Source organism: Bradyrhizobium sp. USDA 4538 (genome assembly GCF_024171045.1).
GTDB classification, from domain to species: domain Bacteria; phylum Pseudomonadota; class Alphaproteobacteria; order Rhizobiales; family Xanthobacteraceae; genus Bradyrhizobium; species Bradyrhizobium australafricanum.
Genome location: NZ_JALJZE010000001.1, coordinates 1,058,937 through 1,076,418, shown reverse-complemented (window position 1 = coordinate 1,076,418; position 17,482 = coordinate 1,058,937). Strand labels below are relative to the sequence as shown.

The 17,482-nt window shown below is 66.4% G+C and carries 19 protein-coding genes; 14 read left to right on the top strand and 5 right to left on the bottom strand.

Annotated features, from left to right (window positions below; all coding sequences use genetic code 11):
• The first annotated feature begins 33 nt into the window (after nucleotides 1-33).
• Nucleotides 34-1,044: a hydroxymethylbilane synthase gene (hemC, locus tag J2R78_RS04700; protein ID WP_253603179.1), complete on the top strand. Its 1,011-nt coding sequence runs from the start codon at nucleotides 34-36 to the stop codon at nucleotides 1,042-1,044.
• Between the two features lie 152 nt (nucleotides 1,045-1,196).
• On the opposite strand, the gene J2R78_RS04695 is transcribed toward hemC, so the two are convergent.
• The 3 genes from J2R78_RS04695 to J2R78_RS04685 are packed head-to-tail and all read right to left on the bottom strand — an operon-like array spanning nucleotide 1,197 to nucleotide 3,739.
• Entirely contained in the window at nucleotides 1,197-1,895 is a 699-nt protein-coding gene (locus J2R78_RS04695) for a DUF1045 domain-containing protein (RefSeq protein ID WP_253603177.1), read from the bottom strand.
• Nucleotides 1,896-1,904: 9 nt separating this feature from the next.
• On the bottom strand, nucleotides 1,905-3,077 hold the full coding sequence (locus J2R78_RS04690) for an alpha-D-ribose 1-methylphosphonate 5-triphosphate diphosphatase (RefSeq protein ID WP_253603175.1): 1,173 nt from the start codon (nucleotides 3,075-3,077) through the stop codon (nucleotides 1,905-1,907).
• Nucleotides 3,074-3,739: a chloramphenicol acetyltransferase gene (locus J2R78_RS04685; RefSeq protein ID WP_253603173.1), complete on the bottom strand. Its 666-nt coding sequence runs from the start codon at nucleotides 3,737-3,739 to the stop codon at nucleotides 3,074-3,076. The genes J2R78_RS04690 and J2R78_RS04685 overlap by 4 nt, the downstream gene beginning before the upstream one ends.
• Nucleotides 3,740-3,950: 211 nt before the next feature.
• Here J2R78_RS04685 and phnC point away from each other — a divergent pair, with 211 nt between their 5' ends.
• From phnC to phnE (J2R78_RS04665), 4 genes are all read left to right on the top strand, one after another.
• Nucleotides 3,951-4,766: a phosphonate ABC transporter ATP-binding protein gene (phnC, locus tag J2R78_RS04680; RefSeq protein WP_028334545.1), complete on the top strand. Its 816-nt coding sequence runs from the start codon at nucleotides 3,951-3,953 to the stop codon at nucleotides 4,764-4,766.
• 79 nt (nucleotides 4,767-4,845) lie between these two features.
• Nucleotides 4,846-5,778 (top strand): phosphonate ABC transporter substrate-binding protein, encoded by a 933-nt coding sequence (gene phnD / locus J2R78_RS04675; protein ID WP_057018814.1) that lies wholly within the window; start codon nucleotides 4,846-4,848, stop codon nucleotides 5,776-5,778.
• A gap of 83 nt (nucleotides 5,779-5,861) precedes the next feature.
• Nucleotides 5,862-6,746 carry a phosphonate ABC transporter, permease protein PhnE gene (gene phnE / locus J2R78_RS04670; RefSeq protein WP_050387861.1) on the top strand — a complete coding sequence of 295 codons (885 nt, stop codon included), beginning with the start codon at nucleotides 5,862-5,864 and terminating at the stop codon, nucleotides 6,744-6,746.
• The gene (gene phnE, locus J2R78_RS04665; RefSeq protein WP_057018812.1) at nucleotides 6,743-7,591 is read left to right on the top strand and encodes a phosphonate ABC transporter, permease protein PhnE; all 849 of its coding nucleotides are present in this window, start codon (nucleotides 6,743-6,745) and stop codon (nucleotides 7,589-7,591) included. The genes phnE (J2R78_RS04670) and phnE (J2R78_RS04665) overlap by 4 nt, the downstream gene beginning before the upstream one ends.
• A gap of 135 nt (nucleotides 7,592-7,726) precedes the next feature.
• Here the strand turns inward: phnE (J2R78_RS04665) and phnF are convergent, their stop codons facing one another.
• On the bottom strand, nucleotides 7,727-8,452 hold the full coding sequence (gene phnF / locus J2R78_RS04660) for a phosphonate metabolism transcriptional regulator PhnF (RefSeq protein ID WP_028334541.1): 726 nt from the start codon (nucleotides 8,450-8,452) through the stop codon (nucleotides 7,727-7,729).
• A gap of 116 nt (nucleotides 8,453-8,568) precedes the next feature.
• Between phnF and phnG the strand changes: the two genes are divergently transcribed.
• The 9 genes from phnG to J2R78_RS04615 all read left to right on the top strand — a co-directional run bounded on the left by phnG (nucleotide 8,569) and on the right by J2R78_RS04615 (nucleotide 15,574).
• Nucleotides 8,569-9,030 (top strand): phosphonate C-P lyase system protein PhnG, encoded by a 462-nt coding sequence (phnG, locus tag J2R78_RS04655; protein ID WP_253603171.1) that lies wholly within the window; start codon nucleotides 8,569-8,571, stop codon nucleotides 9,028-9,030.
• Between the two features lie 4 nt (nucleotides 9,031-9,034).
• Entirely contained in the window at nucleotides 9,035-9,643 is a 609-nt protein-coding gene (gene phnH, locus J2R78_RS04650) for a phosphonate C-P lyase system protein PhnH (RefSeq protein WP_076829005.1), read from the top strand.
• Nucleotides 9,644-9,646: 3 nt separating this feature from the next.
• Nucleotides 9,647-10,750, top strand: a complete 1,104-nt coding sequence (locus J2R78_RS04645; protein WP_057015440.1) for a carbon-phosphorus lyase complex subunit PhnI — start codon at nucleotides 9,647-9,649, stop codon at nucleotides 10,748-10,750.
• The gene (locus J2R78_RS04640; protein ID WP_016846424.1) at nucleotides 10,747-11,631 is read left to right on the top strand and encodes an alpha-D-ribose 1-methylphosphonate 5-phosphate C-P-lyase PhnJ; all 885 of its coding nucleotides are present in this window, start codon (nucleotides 10,747-10,749) and stop codon (nucleotides 11,629-11,631) included. The genes J2R78_RS04645 and J2R78_RS04640 overlap by 4 nt, the downstream gene beginning before the upstream one ends.
• Nucleotides 11,624-12,421: a phosphonate C-P lyase system protein PhnK gene (gene phnK / locus J2R78_RS04635; RefSeq protein ID WP_028339544.1), complete on the top strand. Its 798-nt coding sequence runs from the start codon at nucleotides 11,624-11,626 to the stop codon at nucleotides 12,419-12,421. Before J2R78_RS04640 ends, phnK begins: the two co-directional genes overlap by 8 nt.
• Before the next feature lie 8 nt (nucleotides 12,422-12,429).
• Nucleotides 12,430-13,128 carry a phosphonate C-P lyase system protein PhnL gene (gene phnL, locus J2R78_RS04630; RefSeq protein ID WP_253603169.1) on the top strand — a complete coding sequence of 233 codons (699 nt, stop codon included), beginning with the start codon at nucleotides 12,430-12,432 and terminating at the stop codon, nucleotides 13,126-13,128.
• 13 nt (nucleotides 13,129-13,141) lie between these two features.
• Nucleotides 13,142-14,296: an alpha-D-ribose 1-methylphosphonate 5-triphosphate diphosphatase gene (locus tag J2R78_RS04625; RefSeq protein ID WP_253603166.1), complete on the top strand. Its 1,155-nt coding sequence runs from the start codon at nucleotides 13,142-13,144 to the stop codon at nucleotides 14,294-14,296.
• Nucleotides 14,293-14,886 (top strand): phosphonate metabolism protein/1,5-bisphosphokinase (PRPP-forming) PhnN, encoded by a 594-nt coding sequence (phnN, locus tag J2R78_RS04620; protein WP_253603164.1) that lies wholly within the window; start codon nucleotides 14,293-14,295, stop codon nucleotides 14,884-14,886. The genes J2R78_RS04625 and phnN overlap by 4 nt, the downstream gene beginning before the upstream one ends.
• A 76-nt stretch (nucleotides 14,887-14,962) precedes the next feature.
• On the top strand, nucleotides 14,963-15,574 hold the full coding sequence (locus J2R78_RS04615; protein WP_253603162.1) for a pyridoxamine 5'-phosphate oxidase family protein: 612 nt from the start codon (nucleotides 14,963-14,965) through the stop codon (nucleotides 15,572-15,574).
• Nucleotides 15,575-15,710: 136 nt separating this feature from the next.
• Here the strand turns inward: J2R78_RS04615 and J2R78_RS04610 are convergent, their stop codons facing one another.
• On the bottom strand, nucleotides 15,711-17,435 hold the full coding sequence (locus J2R78_RS04610; protein WP_253603160.1) for a SulP family inorganic anion transporter: 1,725 nt from the start codon (nucleotides 17,433-17,435) through the stop codon (nucleotides 15,711-15,713).
• Between the last annotated feature and the right edge of the window lie 47 nt (nucleotides 17,436-17,482).

Below are 17,482 nucleotides of genomic sequence, written 5' to 3'. Positions count from 1 at the left end.
TGACTGGCTTTTTGTTCTAATCCCCAGCCGTTGATGATCACGCGCAGCGGAGCTTTCGTGTCGGGACAGGTTTTGCGGATTGGGACGCGCAAGAGCGCGATGGCGCTCGCGCAGACGGATGAGGTCGCGCGCCTGCTGCGCGCTTCGGCGCCGGACCTTGCCGTCGACATCGTCAAGTTCGAGACCCGCGGCGACCAGGACCAGACCAGCAAGCTGTTGCGCCATGGCGGCAAGGGCGGCGCCTTCGTCGCCGAGATCCGCGAAGCCATGCGTGCCGGCACGTTGCAGGCGGCGATGCATTCGCTGAAGGACGTGCCGGGCAACGAGGAGACGCCGGGTCTCGTCATCGCCGCGATGCTGGCGCGCGATGCCGCCAATGACAGCCTCGTGCTGCGTCCCGGCCTGTCGCTCGACACCCTCCGCGCTGCGCGCGGCAGGGGTTTCATGATCGGCACCAACGCCGTGCGCCGCGCCGCCTATCTGCGCCGGCTGTTTCCGGAAGCGACCGTGATCCATTATCGCGGCGCCGCCGACACGCGCGTGGCCAAGCTCGATCGCGGCGACAAGCAGCGGCTGCCCGGTGGCGGCGACGTGGGGCCGGCGGATGCGCTGGTGATGGCGCGCTCGGGCCTGGAGCGCATCGGCATGACCGCGCGCATCGCGCATGATTTCTCGGTCGGCGAGATGCTGCCGGCGGTCGGCCAGGGCATTGTCGCGGTGGAATGCGTCGAGACCGACTGGGCGACGCGTGCGCGGCTTGCCGGGATCGACAACGTGCCGTCGCGGCTTGCGGCCGAGGCCGAGCGCGAGGTGCTGTGGGTGCTCAACGGTCATTGCAATTCGCCGATCGCGGGCCACGCCACGCTCGCGGGAGCCGAGATGACGCTGCGCGCCTCCGTGCTCGACGAGGCCGGCGCCGGCTTCATCGAGGTGACGCGGCGCGGACCGGCGGATCGGCCGTGCGAACTCGGCCGCGCCGTGGGCATGGAGCTGCTGGAGAAGGGCGCCGCCGAGATCATCGCCCGCACCCGGATCGACGAATAGCGATATCCATCCCACGTCGTCCCGGCGAAAGCCGGGACCCATAACCACGAATGTTGGTTGTGGGACGATGCTGGGACCGCAGCTCGCTTGAACAACTACCGACGGTGGTTATGGGTCCCGGCTTTCGCCGGGACGACACCGGTGTGTGAGGCCTAATCCCGATCAGCTCGCAATGGCCAGCTGCCGATGATGCGGAAGCGCGATCCGCTGTCGGTCTGCTTGAACAGCGCGATGCGGTCGATTGCGAGCCGCGTGAGGTCGACCGCCGCGAACCGTATGCGCAGCTGCGCCACGATCGGGCCGCGCCGCTCGTCGCTCAGCCGCCCTGTCAGCGTCATGTGGAAGCGGAACTCCTCCATGACGTAGGGATAGCCCCAGCGGTCGAGATAGTCGCACTGCCGCGCGGTGAGTTTCTCTGGCCTGCGGCGCGCGCGATCTTCCGGCGTCAGCGGCGCGCGGAACGCGTCGAATTCGGTGACGCAATCGGCGGCAAGCTGCTGCAGGTCGTCCGAGCGGTTGGCCGGGATCACCGCGATGAAGCCGCTGATCGCATCGACCACCGGTTCGATCACCGGAATGCGCCGCGCGCGGCCGGCGAAGGCGGCACAGGCATCGAGAAGCTCGGCCTCGCTTCGACCGTCGGCGAGCGCGGTGGGCGCTTTCAGCGTGGCGTGGAATCCATACTTGCGCGGATCTTCGGTGATCTCGCGCCAGTCCGGCGTGACGCCCTCGGGAAACGGCAGGTCGTCGCCCGACACCGCATCGTAACCGAGCAGTGTCGAACCGAAGTGGTGCAGGACGCTGTCGGGTGACGGCGCATAATAGATCGCGTAGCGCGGAGTGCTGGCCATGGGACTGGGCTACGCCGCCGCAACCGTCTTGCGCGGCGCGAGTGAATGAACGAGGCAGCTCGCGTCCGCCAGATGCACCAGCCGTCCGGCCGCTATTACGGCGATAATGCGCGGCCGCAGCGGCGCCTTGTCGTCGACGACGATGATGTCGGCACGGCGGCCCGCGGCGAGCACGCCGCGATCGGCGAGCCCGGCCGCGCGGGCCGGCGCCGACGAGATCAGGTCCCAGGCCCTGGCGAGCGGCAGGATGCCATCGGCGACGAGGCGGAACGCCGCGAGCAGCTGCGCCGGATAGTAATAGTCCGACGCCAGCACCGAGCAGAGGCCCTGTGCGATCATGTCGGATGCCTTGGTCCAGCCGGTATGGCTGCCGCCGCGCACCACATTGGGCGCGCCGAACACGATGAAGTCGTCCGCCGCCGCAGCGTCGCGCGCGGTCTCCTCGTTGACAGGGAATTCGGCGATCGTGGCGCCCAGCGCGCGAAACTCCTGGCGCATCGCCGGGCTGTTGTCGTCGTGCGACAGCATGCGGATATCGGCCGCGCGCGCGGCGGCGGCCAGTCGCGCGATCGAGGCGGGCACCTCGGGGCGGCGCGCCACGATCCGGTCGAGCATGTCGTTGACGGCCTCGACGGAGAGCCCGGAGCGCTCGGCCAGCTGGTTGCGCTTCTTCGGCTTGACGTTGCTATGGTCGTTGAAGGCGAACAGATCGATGCGGCCTTCACCGAGCCATTGAATGATCTCGGCCTCGGCCTCGAGATTGTGGGTCTCGTGACGCAGGTGGAGGCGGGTGTCGGCGGCGAGCTGCGGCCGCAGCGCCTCGATCGCATCGAGTAGCTTGCGCGCATTCTCCGCGCTGCGCAGGCCGGGCTCCCACGACCAGGTCGTGCCGTGGAACACGGTGGTGATGCCGTTGGCGATCGCCTGCCGGTCGCTGTCGATCAGCGCCACGTCGGTCGGGAAGTCGACGCCGGGGCGCGGCATCATCTGCCGCTCGAACGCATCGCCGTGCAGGTCGATGATGCCGGGCAGCACCAGCAGGCCACTGGCATCGATGTGAAGCGCGGCGCGACCCTGCTCGGCGTCGAGCGCGCCGATGTCGCGACCAGCGGTCCGCAGCGAGGTCTCGACCAAGGCGCCGTCAACCAGCGTGCGCCCGCCCTCGATGAAAATGTCCGTCACGATGCGGCGCTCCGTTGTTTGTTCTGTGATTGGGATACGGCCTCGGCCTCGTACTTGTCGAGGAATTCCTCGACCGCGAGCTTGCGAAAGTCGGGCAGGACGCGGCGGAGCGTCTCGTGATCCCAGTCCCACCATGCGAGCGCGGCGAGGCGGTCGGCGATCGTCTCGGAGAAGCGCCGCTTCACGGGCCGCGCCGGATTACCGGCAACGATGGTGTATGCGGGAACGTCCTTGGTCACGATCGCGCCGGCAGCGACGACAGCGCCGGTTCCGATGTTCCGTCCTGGTAACAGGATCGCACCGTGCCCGATCCAGACGTCATGGCCGATATGCACGTGATGCGCACGTCGCCAGTTGAAGAAGTCGGTGTCGTCGCTCTCTCCGGGGAAATACGCGCTGGCGCGGTAGGTGAAATGCGCTTGAGTCGCGCGATGCATCGGGTGGTTGCCGGGGTTGATGCGGGTCATCGCCGCGATCGAGCAAAACTTGCCGATCGAGGTGTAGGTGATCTGGCTGTCGTTCACGACGTAGGAATAGTCATCCATGCTGACTTCGAGCAGGATCGTGCGCGCGCCGACCTCGGTATATTTGCCGAGCCTGCTCTCACGGACCGACGCGGTCGGGTCGACGGTCGGCACAACCGAGAGTGTTTTTCCGGCCATCAGGGCCTCCGCAAATCTTCAAGAATCTTGGGCTTCCGGGGGATGCGCGCTCGTCATCGGGATGCTTGATGACAACATCATGACGTTGCGATGACGGCAAGGGAGCGACAAGGGAGGGGTGTGGACGATCGCCGCACCGCAGCGCTGTCGTCACATAACTGTAAAACGCCGGGGATAGCGATGGCCCAACGAGGCGCGGTTGGAGCATTACATGCTGGTGGTGGAAGGTTTGACGTGCCGTTTCGGCACGAAAGCCGCAGTCGACAACGCGTCCTTTTCGATCGCGCCCGGCAGCTTTGTCGGCGTGATCGGCCGCTCCGGTGCCGGCAAGTCGACGCTGCTGCGGATGATCAACCGTCTCGCCGATCCGACCTCCGGCCGTATCCTGTTCGAAGGCACCGACGTCACCGCGTTGCGCGGCAAGGAACTGCGGCGGTGGCGCGCGCGCTCGGCGATGATCTTCCAGCAGTTCAATCTGGTCGGCCGCCTTGATGTGCTGACCAACGTGCTGATGGGCCGACTGGCCCAGATTCCGTCATGGCGCTCGCTGGCGCAGGTCTGGCCGGAGCAGGACAGGGCGCTCGCACTGTCGGCGCTCGAGCAATTCGACATCGCCCAGCTGGCGGCACAGCGCGCCGACCAGCTCTCCGGCGGCCAGCAGCAACGCGTCGCGATCGCCCGCGCGCTGGTGCAGGAGCCCGACATCATTCTCGCCGACGAGCCGATCGCCTCGCTCGATCCGCGCAACACCAAGATCGTGATGGACGCGCTGCTGCGCATCAACAAGCATTTCGGCATCACGGTGCTTTGCAATCTGCACTCGCTCGACCTGGCGCGGACCTATTGCGACCGCCTGGTCGGCATGGCCGCAGGTCGCGTGGTGTTCGATGGCGCCCCCGCGGCGCTCACCGACCATATCGCCCGCGAGCTCTATGACCTCGAGGCCAATGACGTCATCGGCGCAGCACCGCTGCCCGCGCCCGACGGTGCAACTGCGCCGGCACTCGGCACCGCAGCCGCGGCCTGAGCGTCGCGCATTTTTCAATCTGGGAGGCCGGGCATTTTGCCCGGCCAACAGGTGCAACTACAACAAAAGAGGGGTAGTCATGTTCACTCGTCGCATCATTCTGGCTGGCGCCGCCGCGCTGGCATTTGCCGGTTCGGCCTCCGCGCAGGACTGGAAGGCAAAGTATCCGGAGCTCACCTTCGCGGTGGTGCCGGCCGAGAACGCCTCCGGCGTCACCGAGCGCTGGACGCCGTTCGTGGCGTATCTGTCGAAGGAGCTCGGCGTGAAGGTCACACTGCGCATCGCCAACGACTACGCGGCCGTCATCGAAGGCCAGCGCGCCGGCAACATCCAGATCGCCAGCTACGGCTCGGCCTCGTTCTCTCGCGCGCGCTTGACCGGCGTCAAGACCGACGCGTTCGCCAACGATATGAACGCCGACGGTTCGACCGGCTATTACTCGGTGTTCTTCGTCAAGGCGTCGAGCCCGTACAAGACCGTCGAGGACCTGAAGGGCAAGAATCTCGGCCTGGTCGATCCGAACTCGACGTCCGGCAACAACGTGCCGCGCTTCGAACTGAACAAGATGGGCATCGCGAACGCCGAAGGCTTTTTCGGCAAGGTCGTGTTCACCGGCAGCCACGAGAACGCCGTCCTGGCGCTGTCGCAGGGAACCGTTGATGTGGCCGCTAACCAGTGGACCAACGAGGACGATTCCACGCTCGCCCAGATGCTGACCAAGGGCATGCTGAAGAATGCCGACGGCTCGGCGATGAAGAAGGATGATTTCCGCATCATCCACAAGTCGGCGCTGATCATCAACGGCCCCTATGCGTACAACACCGATCTTCCGGAGGACCTGAAGGCCGCGATCGCAAAGGCCTTCTTCGACGCCCCGACCAAGGACAAGGCCGCCTTCGACCGTCTGTCCGACGGTCAGAAGAAGGGCTTCCATCCCGCCACCACCAAGGATTGGGACGGCACCATCGAGCTGATCAAGTTCGTCGACGGTTTGCGAAAGAAGGCGAGCTGATCGCACGCCTGACGTCACGAGGGTCGGGCGTATAGCCCGGCCCTTTCTCTCCACTCAACTCCGAACCGGACTGGCACGCGTCGATGGCGACCGCCGTATCCATTCTTCCAGCGCAGCAACTGGCGACGCTGGAGGACGCCTACCGCAAGTCCGTCGCACGCAAGCGGTTGAAGGCCGCGCTGGCAACGGCGGCATTCTGTGCGGTGCTGGTGATCGCGGCGTTCGGCGCGGAAGTGAACCTGCGCACGCTGTTCACCTATTTCGGCAATTTCGTCAGCTATTTCGATCGCATCCTGACGCTGGATTCCGGCGCGCGGGTCTGGACCGATCCCGCCGAATGGTTCTGGGGTTGGCATAAGTGGCTGAAGATGCTCGGCGAGACGATCCTGATCAGCTATGTCGGCACGCTGACGGGTGCGGTGCTCGCCTTCGCGCTCAATTTCTTCGCGGCCCAGAATACGTCGCCGGGCCCATGGGTACGTTTCACGATCCGCCGCCTGCTGGAATTCGCGCGCACCGTCCCCGGCATCGTGTTCGCGCTGATCTTCGTGATCGCGTTCGGCCTCGGGCCGATGGCCGGCGTGCTGGCGATCGCGATCCACACCACCGGGGCGCTCGGCAAGCTGTTCGCCGAGATCGTCGAGAATGCCGACATGAAGCCGGTCGAGGGCATCCGCTCCACCGGCGCGAGCTGGCTGTCCTGCATGCGCTTTGCCGTGCTGCCGCAGGTCTCGGCCGGCTATGCCAGCTATGCGCTGCTGCGCTTCGAGATCAACGTCCGCGAGGCGTCGGTGATGGGCTTCGTCGGCGCCGGCGGCATCGGCCAGGAGCTGGTGGTCGCGATCCGCAAGTTCTACTATTCCGACGTCAGCGCCATCCTCATCACCATCATCGTCACCGTCTTCATCATCGACATCTCGACCGGCTGGCTGCGCGGCCGGCTGTTCGGCAAGGAGACCCGTCGATGAGCCAGATGCCGAGGCCGGACACCGCGGAACTGCGCGCGAAGTACCCCGACGTCTTCGAACGTCCCACATCGGCACGGCTGGCGATGCCGGCCATGATCGTGGCGGCGCTCGCGATCTTCGTGTTCGGACTGGTTGATCTCGATTTCTCGCCGTCCAGGCTGATCGCGGGCCTCGGCCAGCTCGGCTGGATCACCATGCTGATGCTCCCGCCGAATCCGGGCTCGTCGTTCCCGCTCTACATGCAGGCGCTCGGCGAGACGCTGTCGATCGCGGTGCTCGGCACCACGCTTGCCGCGGTTTTGGCACTCCCGGTCAGCCTGCTGGCGGCGCGCAACATCATCCCCTCGAACCTGATCCGCTTTCCGGTGCGCCGCTTCCTGGACTCGATCCGCGGCGTCGATACGCTGATCTGGGCGCTGGTCTGGATCAACGTCGTCGGCCTCGGTCCGTTCGCCGGCGTGCTGGCGATCATGGTGTCGGACTTCGGTGCGTTCGGAAAGCTGTTCTCGGAGGCGATCGAGGCCGCGGATCGCAAGCAGGTCGAGGGTATCCGCGCGTCCGGCGGCAATGCGCTGCACGAGATTCGCTTCGGCCTGCTGCCGCAGGTGTTGCCCGTGATCGCCGGGCAGGTGCTCTACTTCATCGAGTCGAACACGCGTTCGGCGACCATCATCGGCATCGTCGGCGCGGGCGGCATCGGCTTGCAGCTTGCCGAACAGATCCGCGTGCTGGAATGGCAGAAAGTATCGTTCCTGATCCTGATGATCCTGATCGCGGTTGCCGCGATCGACTTCATCTCGAGCAAGCTGCGCTTTGCGATCATCGGGCAAAGGGCGGTGGTATAGAAAGTTACCTCGCCCCGGGGAGAGGTCGGATTGCGCAGCAATCCGGGTGAGGGGTGTTTCCCCGCACTCATATTTATCCGCTTTGTGGAGGCGGCCCCTCTCCCCGCAAGAGCGGGGCGAGGGAGCAGAAGCACGTCAGCCGTTCTCGACCAGAAACTCCACGCGCTCGGCGGCGAAGCGCGAGCGCTTGGTCACCAGCGGCTGGTCCAGCATGTCGACGTCGGTGGCGTCGACCACCAGCACCGGCCGTCCCAGCGGCAGGTCGAGCCGCGCGGCGTCGGTCGCATCGACGATCGCCGCGGTGATCCGGGTCGAGGCGCGGTGGTAGTCCTTGACGCCGTAATGCCCGAGCAGCTTCGTCATCGAGCGGACGTTGGCGAACACGCTGCCGGCATCGGGAAACCGCTCGGCCGACAGCCAGGTGGTGGAGACGCAGATCGGCGTCCGGTCGGCGAGCCGCACCGCTTCGATCCGGATCAGCGGCGCACCGATCTTCAGGCCGAGCTCGCGCGCAATCTCGCGATTGGCGGTGTCGCTGCTCGCATCGATCAGCTGGCCGCGCGGCTCGTGACCGCCGGCGCCGACGATCTCGGAAAATCGCGTGCGTGAGCGCAAGGGATAGGCGAGGCGCTGGGCTTCGACATAGGTGCCGCTACCGCGTTCCGCGCGCACCAGGCCGCGCTCCGCCAATGCGGCGAGCGCCCGCCGCACGGTGTGCCGGTTGACCCGGTACGTCTCGGCGATCTCCATCTCGCCGGGCAGCTTTTCGCCGGCGGCGAAGCGGCCGTCAGCGATGCCGCGCTCGATGCCGTCGGCGACCTGCCGCCACAAGGCGACGCCGGAACTTTCCTGCATGCTCATGGCGCGGTGATACCAGAAATCTTTGGTTTGTCACGAAACAGTCATGGCGCTCCGCTATCAAGTTGTCTAGTATCATAGACAACTTGATGCAAGCAAGGTTGCCCAAAGGTTTGCCCATGAGTTCGACCGGACCAAACAGCAAACAGGCCCAGCGCAAGGCCGCGATGACGGTGCTGGCGCACGCCGCCGCTGCTGATATCGCCGGCAGGCTGGCGGCGATCGCGGTGCCCGCGCATGAGAACCTGCGTGAGCCGGAAAACGGCCTTGTGATGCTGCGTGGGCGGATCGGCGGCGACGGTGCGCCGTTCAATCTCGGCGAGGCGACGGTGTCGCGCGCGGCGGTGCGGCTTGCGACCGGCGAGGTCGGCTTCGGCTACACGCTCGGCCGCGACGCGCGGAAGGCGCAGATGATCGCGCTGTGCGATGCCATGGTGCAGTCGGCGGAACTGTCCGGCGAGGTGGAGGTCAAGGTGATCGCGCCGCTGCGCGTCGCCATGAACGCCGAACGCGGCCGCAAGGCGGCGGAAACCGCGGCGACGCGGGTCGATTTCTACACGATGGTGCGCGGTGAGGGATGATGCAATGACGACGATTGCCGAAATGCCCGCGGGCTTTGCCGACAAGGTGCTGTCGGCGCAATCGACTTTCCGTTCCGTGATGGATGCGATGGCGCGCCCGGGCAGCGTGCAGCGCGTCGCCGCGAGCGTGGGAACGCCCGCCGGCATGATGCGCGGCTCGGCCGCGATCGCGCTGACGCTGTTCGATCACGACACGCCGATCTGGCTTGACGCTGCGATGTCGGCGACGCCGGACGTCGCCCGCTGGCTGAAGTTTCACGCCAGCGCGCCGGTGGTGGCCGATTCCTCGATCGCGAGCTTCGCTTTGATCGGCGATGCCGCGAGCCTGCCGGCGCTCGATCGCTTCGCATTCGGCAGCAGCGAATATCCTGACCGGTCGACCACGCTGATCCTGCAGGTCGACAGCCTGTCGCAGGGGCCGGCCTTCGAGCTGAAAGGGCCCGGCATCGACGGCAGCGCCGTGCTGCAGGCGATGATCAAGCCGCGCGACCTGTTCCAGCGGCTTGCGATCAACGAAGCCCTGTTCCCGCGCGGCATCGATGTCGTGCTGGTCCATGACGATGCCATTGTGGCGATCCCGCGCACCACGCGGCTGATCGCAAGCGGAGTGTGAGCGATGTATGTAGCCGTCAAGGGAGGCGAGCGCGCCATCGAGAACGCCCATCGTCTGCTCGCGCATGAGCGGCGCGGCGACCGCGAGGTGCCCGAGGTGACGCTGGCACAGATTTCCGAGCAACTCGCGCTCGGCGTCGATCGCGTGATGACCGAAGGTTCGCTCTACGACCGCGAGCTCGCGGCGCTCGCGATCAAGCAGGCGCGCGGCGACATGATCGAGGCGATCTTCCTGGTCCGCGCCTTCCGTGCCACGCTGCCGCGCTTTGGCGCCACCGAGCCGGTCAACACCGGCGAGATGCAGGTGCGGCGGCGGATCTCCTCGACCTTCAAGGACGTTCCGGGCGGCCAGATCCTGGGGCCGACCTTCGACTACACCCATCGCCTGCTCGATCCGCAGCTCGCGGAAGGCTTTGTGCCGGAGCAGCCGGCGACCGCGGAGGCCTCGCAGGCCGCCACGCCGCGGGTGACCGACATTCTCGGCCGTGACGGTCTAATCGAATCCTCGCCGCAGGCAGATTGCGACACGCCGGTCGGCGACCTCACGCGCGAGCCGTTGAGCTTTCCGGCCGATCGCGATTTGCGGCTGCAGAACCTGGCGCGCGGCGATGAGGGCTTCCTGCTCGCGCTCGGCTACTCGACGCAGCGCGGCTACGGTCGCAATCACCCGTTCGCCGGCGAGATCCGCTTCGGCGAGGTCGAGGTCGAGTTCTTCGCCGAGGACGCGGGCTTTGCCGTGCCGCTCGGCTCGATCGAATTGACCGAGTGTCAGATGGTCAACCAGTTCAAGGGCTCGACGACTGAGGCGCCGTGCTTCACCCGCGGCTATGGCCTCGCCTTCGGGCAGAGCGAACGCAAGACCATGTCGATGGCGCTGGTCGATCGCGCGCTGCGTGCGCGTGAGCTCGGCGAGGAGGCGGCGGCGCCGGCGCAGGACGAGGAGTTCGTGATGTCGCACTCCGACAATGTCCAGTCGACCGGCTTCGTCGAGCATCTCAAGCTGCCACACTACGTCGACTTCCAGTCCGAGCTCGGTCTCTTGCGCAAGCTGCGGCAGGAGTTCGCGGAAGCCAACGAGGCCGTGGAAATGCAGGAGGCCGCGGAATGAACGCGCCGACGTACAATTTCGCCTATCTCGACGAGCAGACCAAGCGGATGATCCGCCGCGCGATCCTCAAGGCGATCGCGATCCCCGGCTACCAGGTGCCGTTTGCGAGCCGCGAGATGCCGATGCCCTATGGCTGGGGCACCGGCGGCGTGCAGGTGACGGCCGCGATCCTCGGTCCCGACGACGTGCTGAAGGTGATCGACCAGGGCTCGGACGACACCACCAACGCGATCTCGATCCGCAAGTTCTTCGGCAAGACCGCGGGTGTCGCGACCACGACCTCGACCACCGACGCGACCGTGATCCAGACCCGGCACCGCATTCCAGAGGCGTCGCTGCATGCCGGGCAGGTGCTGGTCTATCAGGTGCCGATCCCCGAACCGCTGCGCTTCCTCGAGCCGCGCGAGACCGAGACGCGGCGCATGCACGCGCTCGCCGAATACGGGCTGATGCACGTCAAGCTCTACGAGGACATCGCGCGCTTCGGCCATATCGCCACCGCCTACGCCTATCCGGTGAAGGTGAACGCGCGCTACGTGATGGACCCGTCGCCGACGCCGAAATTCGACAATCCGAAGATGGACAATTGCGCGGCGCTGCAGCTGTTCGGCGCCGGCCGCGAGAAGCGCATCTACGCGATCCCGCCCTACACCACCGTGGTGTCGCTGGACTTCGAGGATCACCCGTTCACGCGCTACCGCTTCAACGCGCCCTGCGCGCTGTGCGGCGCCGACAATTCCTATCTCGACGAGATCGTCACCGACGACAAGGGCGGGCGGATGTTCGTCTGCTCCGACACGGACTTCTGCGAGCAGCGCCAGGCCGCCGGCCATCACGGCACCGAGAGCGCAGCGCCGCACAAGGAGAAGGCGCATGTCTGAGCTCTCGAGCCTCGACAACGACGAGCCGTTGCTGGTGGCCGAGGGGCTTGCCAAGAATTACGGCCGGCTTGCGGCCTGCCGCGACGTCTCGTTCGCGCTCTATCCCGGCGAGGTGCTGGCGATCGTCGGCGAGTCCGGCTCGGGCAAGTCGACGCTGCTGCAGCTGCTCTCGGCGCAGCTCGCGCCGAGCGCGGGCCGGGTGTGCTACCGGATGCGCGACGGCGTGCTGCGCGATCTCGCTGAACTCGGCGAGGCCGAGCGGCGCTTCCTGTTTCGCACCGACTGGGGCTTCGTGCACCAGGACCCGGCGCAGGGGCTGCGCATGGGCGTCTCGGCCGGCGCCAATGTCGGCGAGCGGCTGATGGCGGTCGGCTGGAATCATTACGGCCGCATCCGTGACACCGCGTCGACCTGGCTGGAGCGGGTCGAGATCGATACCGGCCGCATCGACGATGCGCCAAAGACCTATTCCGGCGGCATGCGGCAGCGGCTGCAGATCGCCCGCAACCTCGTCACCGAGCCGCGGCTGGTGTTCATGGACGAGCCGACCGGCGGCCTCGACGTCTCGGTGCAGGCCCGCCTGCTCGACCTGATGCGCAACCTCGTCAGCGAGCTCGGGCTTGCCGCGATCGTCGTGACCCACGATCTGGCGGTGGCGCGGTTGCTTTCGCATCGCGTGATGGTGATGAAGGGCGGCCGCGTCATCGAGACCGGCCTCACCGACCAGGTGCTCGACGATCCGCGTGAGCCCTATACGCAGCTGCTCGTTTCCTCGATTCTTCCGCCATGAGCGTGCCAATGACCGCGATGATCGAACTTGCCAACGCCGAGAAGACCTTCACCATGCATCTGCAGGGCGGCGTCGAACTGCCTGTGGTGCGCGGCGTCTCGTTCCACGCCGATCCGGGTGAGTGCGTGGTGCTGTCGGGCCCGTCGGGCGCCGGCAAATCCTCCATCCTGAAGATGATCTTCGGCAACTATCGCTGCGACAGCGGCCGGATCGGCATCCGCCATCACGGCAAGGTTGTCGACCTTGCCACCGCCGAGCCGCGCCAGGTGCTGAGCATCCGCCGCTCGACCATTGGCTATGTCAGCCAGTTCCTGCGCGCCGTGCCGCGGGTGGCGACGATCGACGTCGTCGCCGAGCCTTTGATCGTCAACGGCGTGGCGCGCGAGGAGGCCCGCGCGCGCGCCGGCCAGCTGCTGCGCCGGCTCAACATTCCGGAGCGGCTGTGGACCTTGCCGCCCTCGACCTTCTCCGGCGGCGAGCAGCAGCGCGTCAACATCGCACGCGGCTTCATCGTGGACCTGCCGATCCTGCTGCTGGACGAGCCGACCGCTTCGCTCGATGCGGCGAATCGCGCCGTGGTGGTCGAGCTGATCGCGGAGAAGAAAACCAAGGGCGTCGCGATGGTCGCCATTGTCCATGACGACGAAATCCGTCATCTGATTGCCGACCGCATCGTCGATGTGACCTCGTTCGCGGCTGCTGCCTGAAGGACCGTTTGAAATGACCGCCAAGCAAGACACCATCATCGGCAACGCCCGGCTGGTCCTCGCCGATCGCGTGATCGAGCAGGGCTGGGTCGCGATCGCTGATGGAAAGATCGCCGAGTTCGGCGAGGGCAGGGCACCCGAGGCCGCCGAGGATGCCGGCGGCGACCTCCTGATGCCCGGGCTGATCGAGCTGCACACCGACCATCTCGAGATGCACTATGTGCCGCGGCCGAAGGTGTTCTGGAATCCGGTCGCGGCCGTGATCTCCTATGACGGGCAGCTCGCGACCTCAGGCATCACCACGGTGCTGGATTCGCTGCGGGTCTGGCGCGAGGACGGCGCCGAGGATGTCGACGGTCGCGCCGGCGTGCTGGCGGCGGCGATCGCGGCGGCGCGCGAGGAGAATCTGCTGCGCGCCGATCACTTCCTGCATCTGCGCTGCGAGGTCCCGATGCCGGACGTGGTCGCCGAGGCCAAGGAACTGATCGACCGGCCGGACGTGCGGCTGATGTCGCTGATGGACCACACGCCGGGCCAGCGCCAGTTCCGCGACGAGGTGAAGCTGCGCGATTACTATCGCGGCAAGGGCGGCGGCATGACCGACGCCCAGCTCGACGTGCTGTTCGCGCGGCGCTTCGCCTATCAGAAGGAATATGCGGTGGCGAACACCCGCGCGATCGTCGCGCTGGCGCATGAATACAGGATCCCGCTGGCGAGCCATGACGACACCACCGACGAGAACGTGGTCGACGCCGTCAGCGACAAGGTCGCGGTCGCGGAGTTCCCGACCACGATGGAAGCTGCGCGCGGCTTGCACGCCGCCGGCATCGACATCCTGATGGGCGCGCCGAACGTGGTGCGCGGCGGCTCGCACTCCGGCAACATTGCGGCCGTCGATCTCGCCAATGAGGGCATGCTCGATATCCTGTCGTCGGACTACATCCCGTCCAGCCTGCTGATGGCGGCGCTGCAATTGCCGCGGCATGTGCCGGCGATCGATCTTGCTTCCGCCGTGCGCACCGTGACCAAGACGCCGGCCGAAGCGGTCGGGCTCACCGACCGCGGCGAGATCGCGGTCGGCCGGCGCGCTGACCTGATCCGCGTGCATGTCGCGCGCGATCTGCCTGTCGTGCGCAGCGTCTGGCGCGAAGGAGGGAGGGTCGCATGACCGTTGCATCCGTCGTCGCCGACCGGCGCGCCGGAATCGGCCCCGGCCGGCTGATCCTGGTGGTCGGCCCGAGCGGCGCCGGCAAGGATACGCTGCTGGGGTTCGCCAAAGCGGCCTGTGGCGATGATCGCGATGTCGTGTTTCCGCGCCGGCTGATCACCCGCCAGGCCTCGGCGTCGGAGGACAATGAGGAGGTCAGCGCGGAGAGCTTCCAGCGCGCGGTAGCCGCCGGCGACTACGCCATGCACTGGGAAGCGCACGGCCATCGCTACGCGCTGTCGCGGTCGATCAACGACGATATCGGCGCCGGACGCACCGTGATCGCGAACGTCTCGCGCACCGTGATCGCCGCGGCGCGCCGCAACTATGCCAACGCTGTCGTGGTGCTGGTCACGGCGCCGCCCGATGTGCTGGCCGCGCGGCTCGCAATGCGGGCGCGCAGCAGCGACGGTCTTATCGAGCGGCGGCTGGCCCGCACCGTCGACGAGAGCACGTCGACGCCCGATTTCACCATCGTCAATTCCGGCACCGCCGACTATCATGCGCGACAGCTTGTCCGCATCATCAAGGGCGAACGCTGGGACGAATAGAGCGTTTTCCAGCGAGGTGGATACCGGTTCGCGTGAAGAAAACGCGTCGAAAAGGAAGCAGAGGAGAGAAGCACGAATGTCGGTGATCGAAACGGTCGAGCAGCTTGAGGCGATCTACGGCTTCCCGAACGACGCGTCGACCGTGAAGGTCGCCGATCACGTGACGCCGCTCTATCGTGTGCTCATCGAGCAGTCGCCGTTCGTGTCGCTTGCGACCGCAGGCCCCGAAGGGCTCGATTGCTCGCCGCGCGGCGACCTGCCGGGCTTCGTGCGCATCCATGATGCGAAGACGCTGATGATGCCGGATCGCCGAGGCAACAATCGCTGCGATTCGCTGCGCAACATCGTTCGCGATCCCCGCGTCGGTTTGCTGTTCCTGATTCCGGGCTCAGGCAGCACGCTGCGCGTCAACGGCCGCGCTTATGTCACGGCCGAACCGGAGCTGCTCGCCTCCTTCATGATGGAAGGCAAGGCACCGCGCACGGTGATCGTAATGCATGTGGAGGAGATCTATTTCCAGTGTGCGCGCGCGATCGTGCGCTCCGATCTCTGGAATCCGGACAAGCGGGTCGATCCGAAGGTCTTGCCGACGCCGGGCCAGATCCTCGCCGAGATGAGCGAGCACACGGTCGGCGGCGAAAAATACGATCGGGAATGGCCGGAGCGCGCGCGACAGACGATGTGGTGATGCGCCCGGACGGCTGGGAAGCATGATCCGGAAAAGTGCGAAGCGGTTTTCCCTGCGACAAACGCGAAGCGTTTGCGCGGAGATCATGCTCAAACAAAAGCGCTTATAGCGCGCTGACGATTGAACCCATCGCGCCTTAGGCTTCAGCCCGGTCTTCCCAGTCCTCCCAGGTCACGTCAGCATTGATCTCGAGGTAGCGCGCAACGGCAACGCCGATGGTGGGGAAGAAGTTATTCTCGCCGAGTTGCGCCAGCAGGCCGAATTTCTTCAGCTTGTCCTTGACGGGGTCCTTGAGCTCGGCAAAGCACAGCTCGATCTTCTGTGCGTGCAACGCCTCGTCCAACTCGGCGAGAATATCGCCCGCGGTCACGTCCACGCTGGTGACGGGCTCGGCCGTGACCACCAGCCAGCGCACCGGCGTCGGAGATTTCGCCACCGCATCCAGCGCACGTTCCTTGAAGAACTCGGCATTGGCAAAGAACAGCGGCGCATCCCACCGGAACAGCACCAGTCCGGGGATCTGGCGTGCGTCCGGATATCGCGTGATGTCGTGATAGCCCTTCACGCCGGAGGCGCGGCCCAGCACGGCGGAATGCGGCCGCCAGCCGTCCCACAGGAATTCGACGATGGCGAGCACGATGGCGAGGCCTATTCCGGGAATCACCCCCAGCACGGCCACGCCGACGAAGCAGACCATCGATAGCCAGAACTCCCACTGCTGAATGCGGTAGATTCGCCTGAGGTCGCCGATCTCAAACAGGCCGAGCGCAGCGGCGATGACGACGGCGGCCAACGCGGCGTTGGGCAAGTGCTGCAGCAAATTCGGCGCTATCAGCAGCAGGAAGGCGATAGCCAGCGCGCCGATGACGCTGGTCAATTGCGTGCGCGCTCCGGCAGCTTCCGCAACGGGCGTTCGCGATCCGCTGCTGCTGATCGGAAAACCCTGAAAGAAGCCGGCCGCCAGATTGGCCGCGCCGAGCCCCACCATCTCCTGGTTGGGATCAACGCGATCGCCCAATCGTCCTGCATAGGCGCGCGACAGGACGCTGGTATCGGCGAACGACACCAGCGCGACGGCGCTGCCGCCGATCAGCACCTGCACGATGTCGCCATAGCCGATCCGGGGAATGGCGAATCCTGGTAAGCCCTGGGGAAGCGAACCCAGGACCGTCACGCCGAAGCGGGCCCCGAGATCGAGAACCCCGGTGACGACCGTCGCGGCGACGACGGCAATGAGAATGCTGGGCAACCGCTTGTTCCGGGCGAGCAGCAGGATCACCGCCAGCGTCGCAAGGCCGATCCCGAGGGTCGCCCAATTCGTCTTTCCGTCGACGATTGCTCCGATGACCGCCCAGAGGCTGCGCAGAGGTCCATCGCCTTCAATGGAAAAGCCGAACAGCTTTGGCAGCTGGCTGATCAGCACGGTCAGGGCAATGCCGTTCATGTAGCCGTAGCGGATCGGCTTGGAGAGAAGCTCGGTCAGGAATCCCAGCCGCGCGATACCCGCGACGATGCATATCGTCCCGGAGACGACCGCCATCATGGCGGCCAGGGTTGCCGCACGCATCGGATCGCCGCCAGACAGCGGAACGACGACGCCGAGGATGATGGCCGCAAGCGCCGAGTCCGGCCCAAGGACAAGGATGCGGCTCGGCCCGAGCAGGGCGTAGACGAGCAGCGGGATGATCGTCGCATAGAGCCCGTAGATGCCGGGCAGGCCGGACGCCTCCGCATAGGCGATGCCGACCGGGACCAGCATGGTCGCGAGCACCAGCCCGGCGACGATGTCGTGTGGAAGCCACGCCGCTTGATATCGACGCAGCGTGGTGAGACCCGGCAGCCAGCCGGTCCAATGCTTCATCGCCGGTCACTCCCAACGTCGTTGGGGCCGCAGGCGCTTGACGTGAA

Bases quoted from the DNA above. Each gene is read 5' to 3' on its own strand.
- phnD (WP_057018814.1), top strand. From the start codon at position 4,846: ATGTTCACTCGTCGCATCATTCTGGCTGGCGCCGCCGCGCTGGCATTT.
- phnC (WP_028334545.1), top strand. From the start codon at position 3,951: ATGCTGGTGGTGGAAGGTTTGACGTGCCGTTTCGGCACGAAAGCCGCA.
- J2R78_RS04610 (WP_253603160.1), bottom strand. From the start codon at position 17,435: ATGAAGCATTGGACCGGCTGGCTGCCGGGTCTCACCACGCTGCGTCGA.
- J2R78_RS04640 (WP_016846424.1), top strand. From the start codon at position 10,747: ATGAACGCGCCGACGTACAATTTCGCCTATCTCGACGAGCAGACCAAG.
- J2R78_RS04695 (WP_253603177.1), bottom strand. From the start codon at position 1,895: ATGGCCAGCACTCCGCGCTACGCGATCTATTATGCGCCGTCACCCGAC.
- phnE (WP_050387861.1), top strand. From the start codon at position 5,862: ATGGCGACCGCCGTATCCATTCTTCCAGCGCAGCAACTGGCGACGCTG.
- phnK (WP_028339544.1), top strand. From the start codon at position 11,624: ATGTCTGAGCTCTCGAGCCTCGACAACGACGAGCCGTTGCTGGTGGCC.
- phnG (WP_253603171.1), top strand. From the start codon at position 8,569: ATGAGTTCGACCGGACCAAACAGCAAACAGGCCCAGCGCAAGGCCGCG.
- J2R78_RS04615 (WP_253603162.1), top strand. From the start codon at position 14,963: ATGTCGGTGATCGAAACGGTCGAGCAGCTTGAGGCGATCTACGGCTTC.
- phnN (WP_253603164.1), top strand. From the start codon at position 14,293: ATGACCGTTGCATCCGTCGTCGCCGACCGGCGCGCCGGAATCGGCCCC.
- phnE (WP_057018812.1), top strand. From the start codon at position 6,743: ATGAGCCAGATGCCGAGGCCGGACACCGCGGAACTGCGCGCGAAGTAC.
- phnL (WP_253603169.1), top strand. From the start codon at position 12,430: ATGACCGCGATGATCGAACTTGCCAACGCCGAGAAGACCTTCACCATG.
- phnF (WP_028334541.1), bottom strand. From the start codon at position 8,452: ATGAGCATGCAGGAAAGTTCCGGCGTCGCCTTGTGGCGGCAGGTCGCC.
- hemC (WP_253603179.1), top strand. From the start codon at position 34: ATGATCACGCGCAGCGGAGCTTTCGTGTCGGGACAGGTTTTGCGGATT.
- phnH (WP_076829005.1), top strand. From the start codon at position 9,035: ATGACGACGATTGCCGAAATGCCCGCGGGCTTTGCCGACAAGGTGCTG.
- J2R78_RS04685 (WP_253603173.1), bottom strand. From the start codon at position 3,739: ATGGCCGGAAAAACACTCTCGGTTGTGCCGACCGTCGACCCGACCGCG.
- J2R78_RS04645 (WP_057015440.1), top strand. From the start codon at position 9,647: ATGTATGTAGCCGTCAAGGGAGGCGAGCGCGCCATCGAGAACGCCCAT.
- J2R78_RS04625 (WP_253603166.1), top strand. From the start codon at position 13,142: ATGACCGCCAAGCAAGACACCATCATCGGCAACGCCCGGCTGGTCCTC.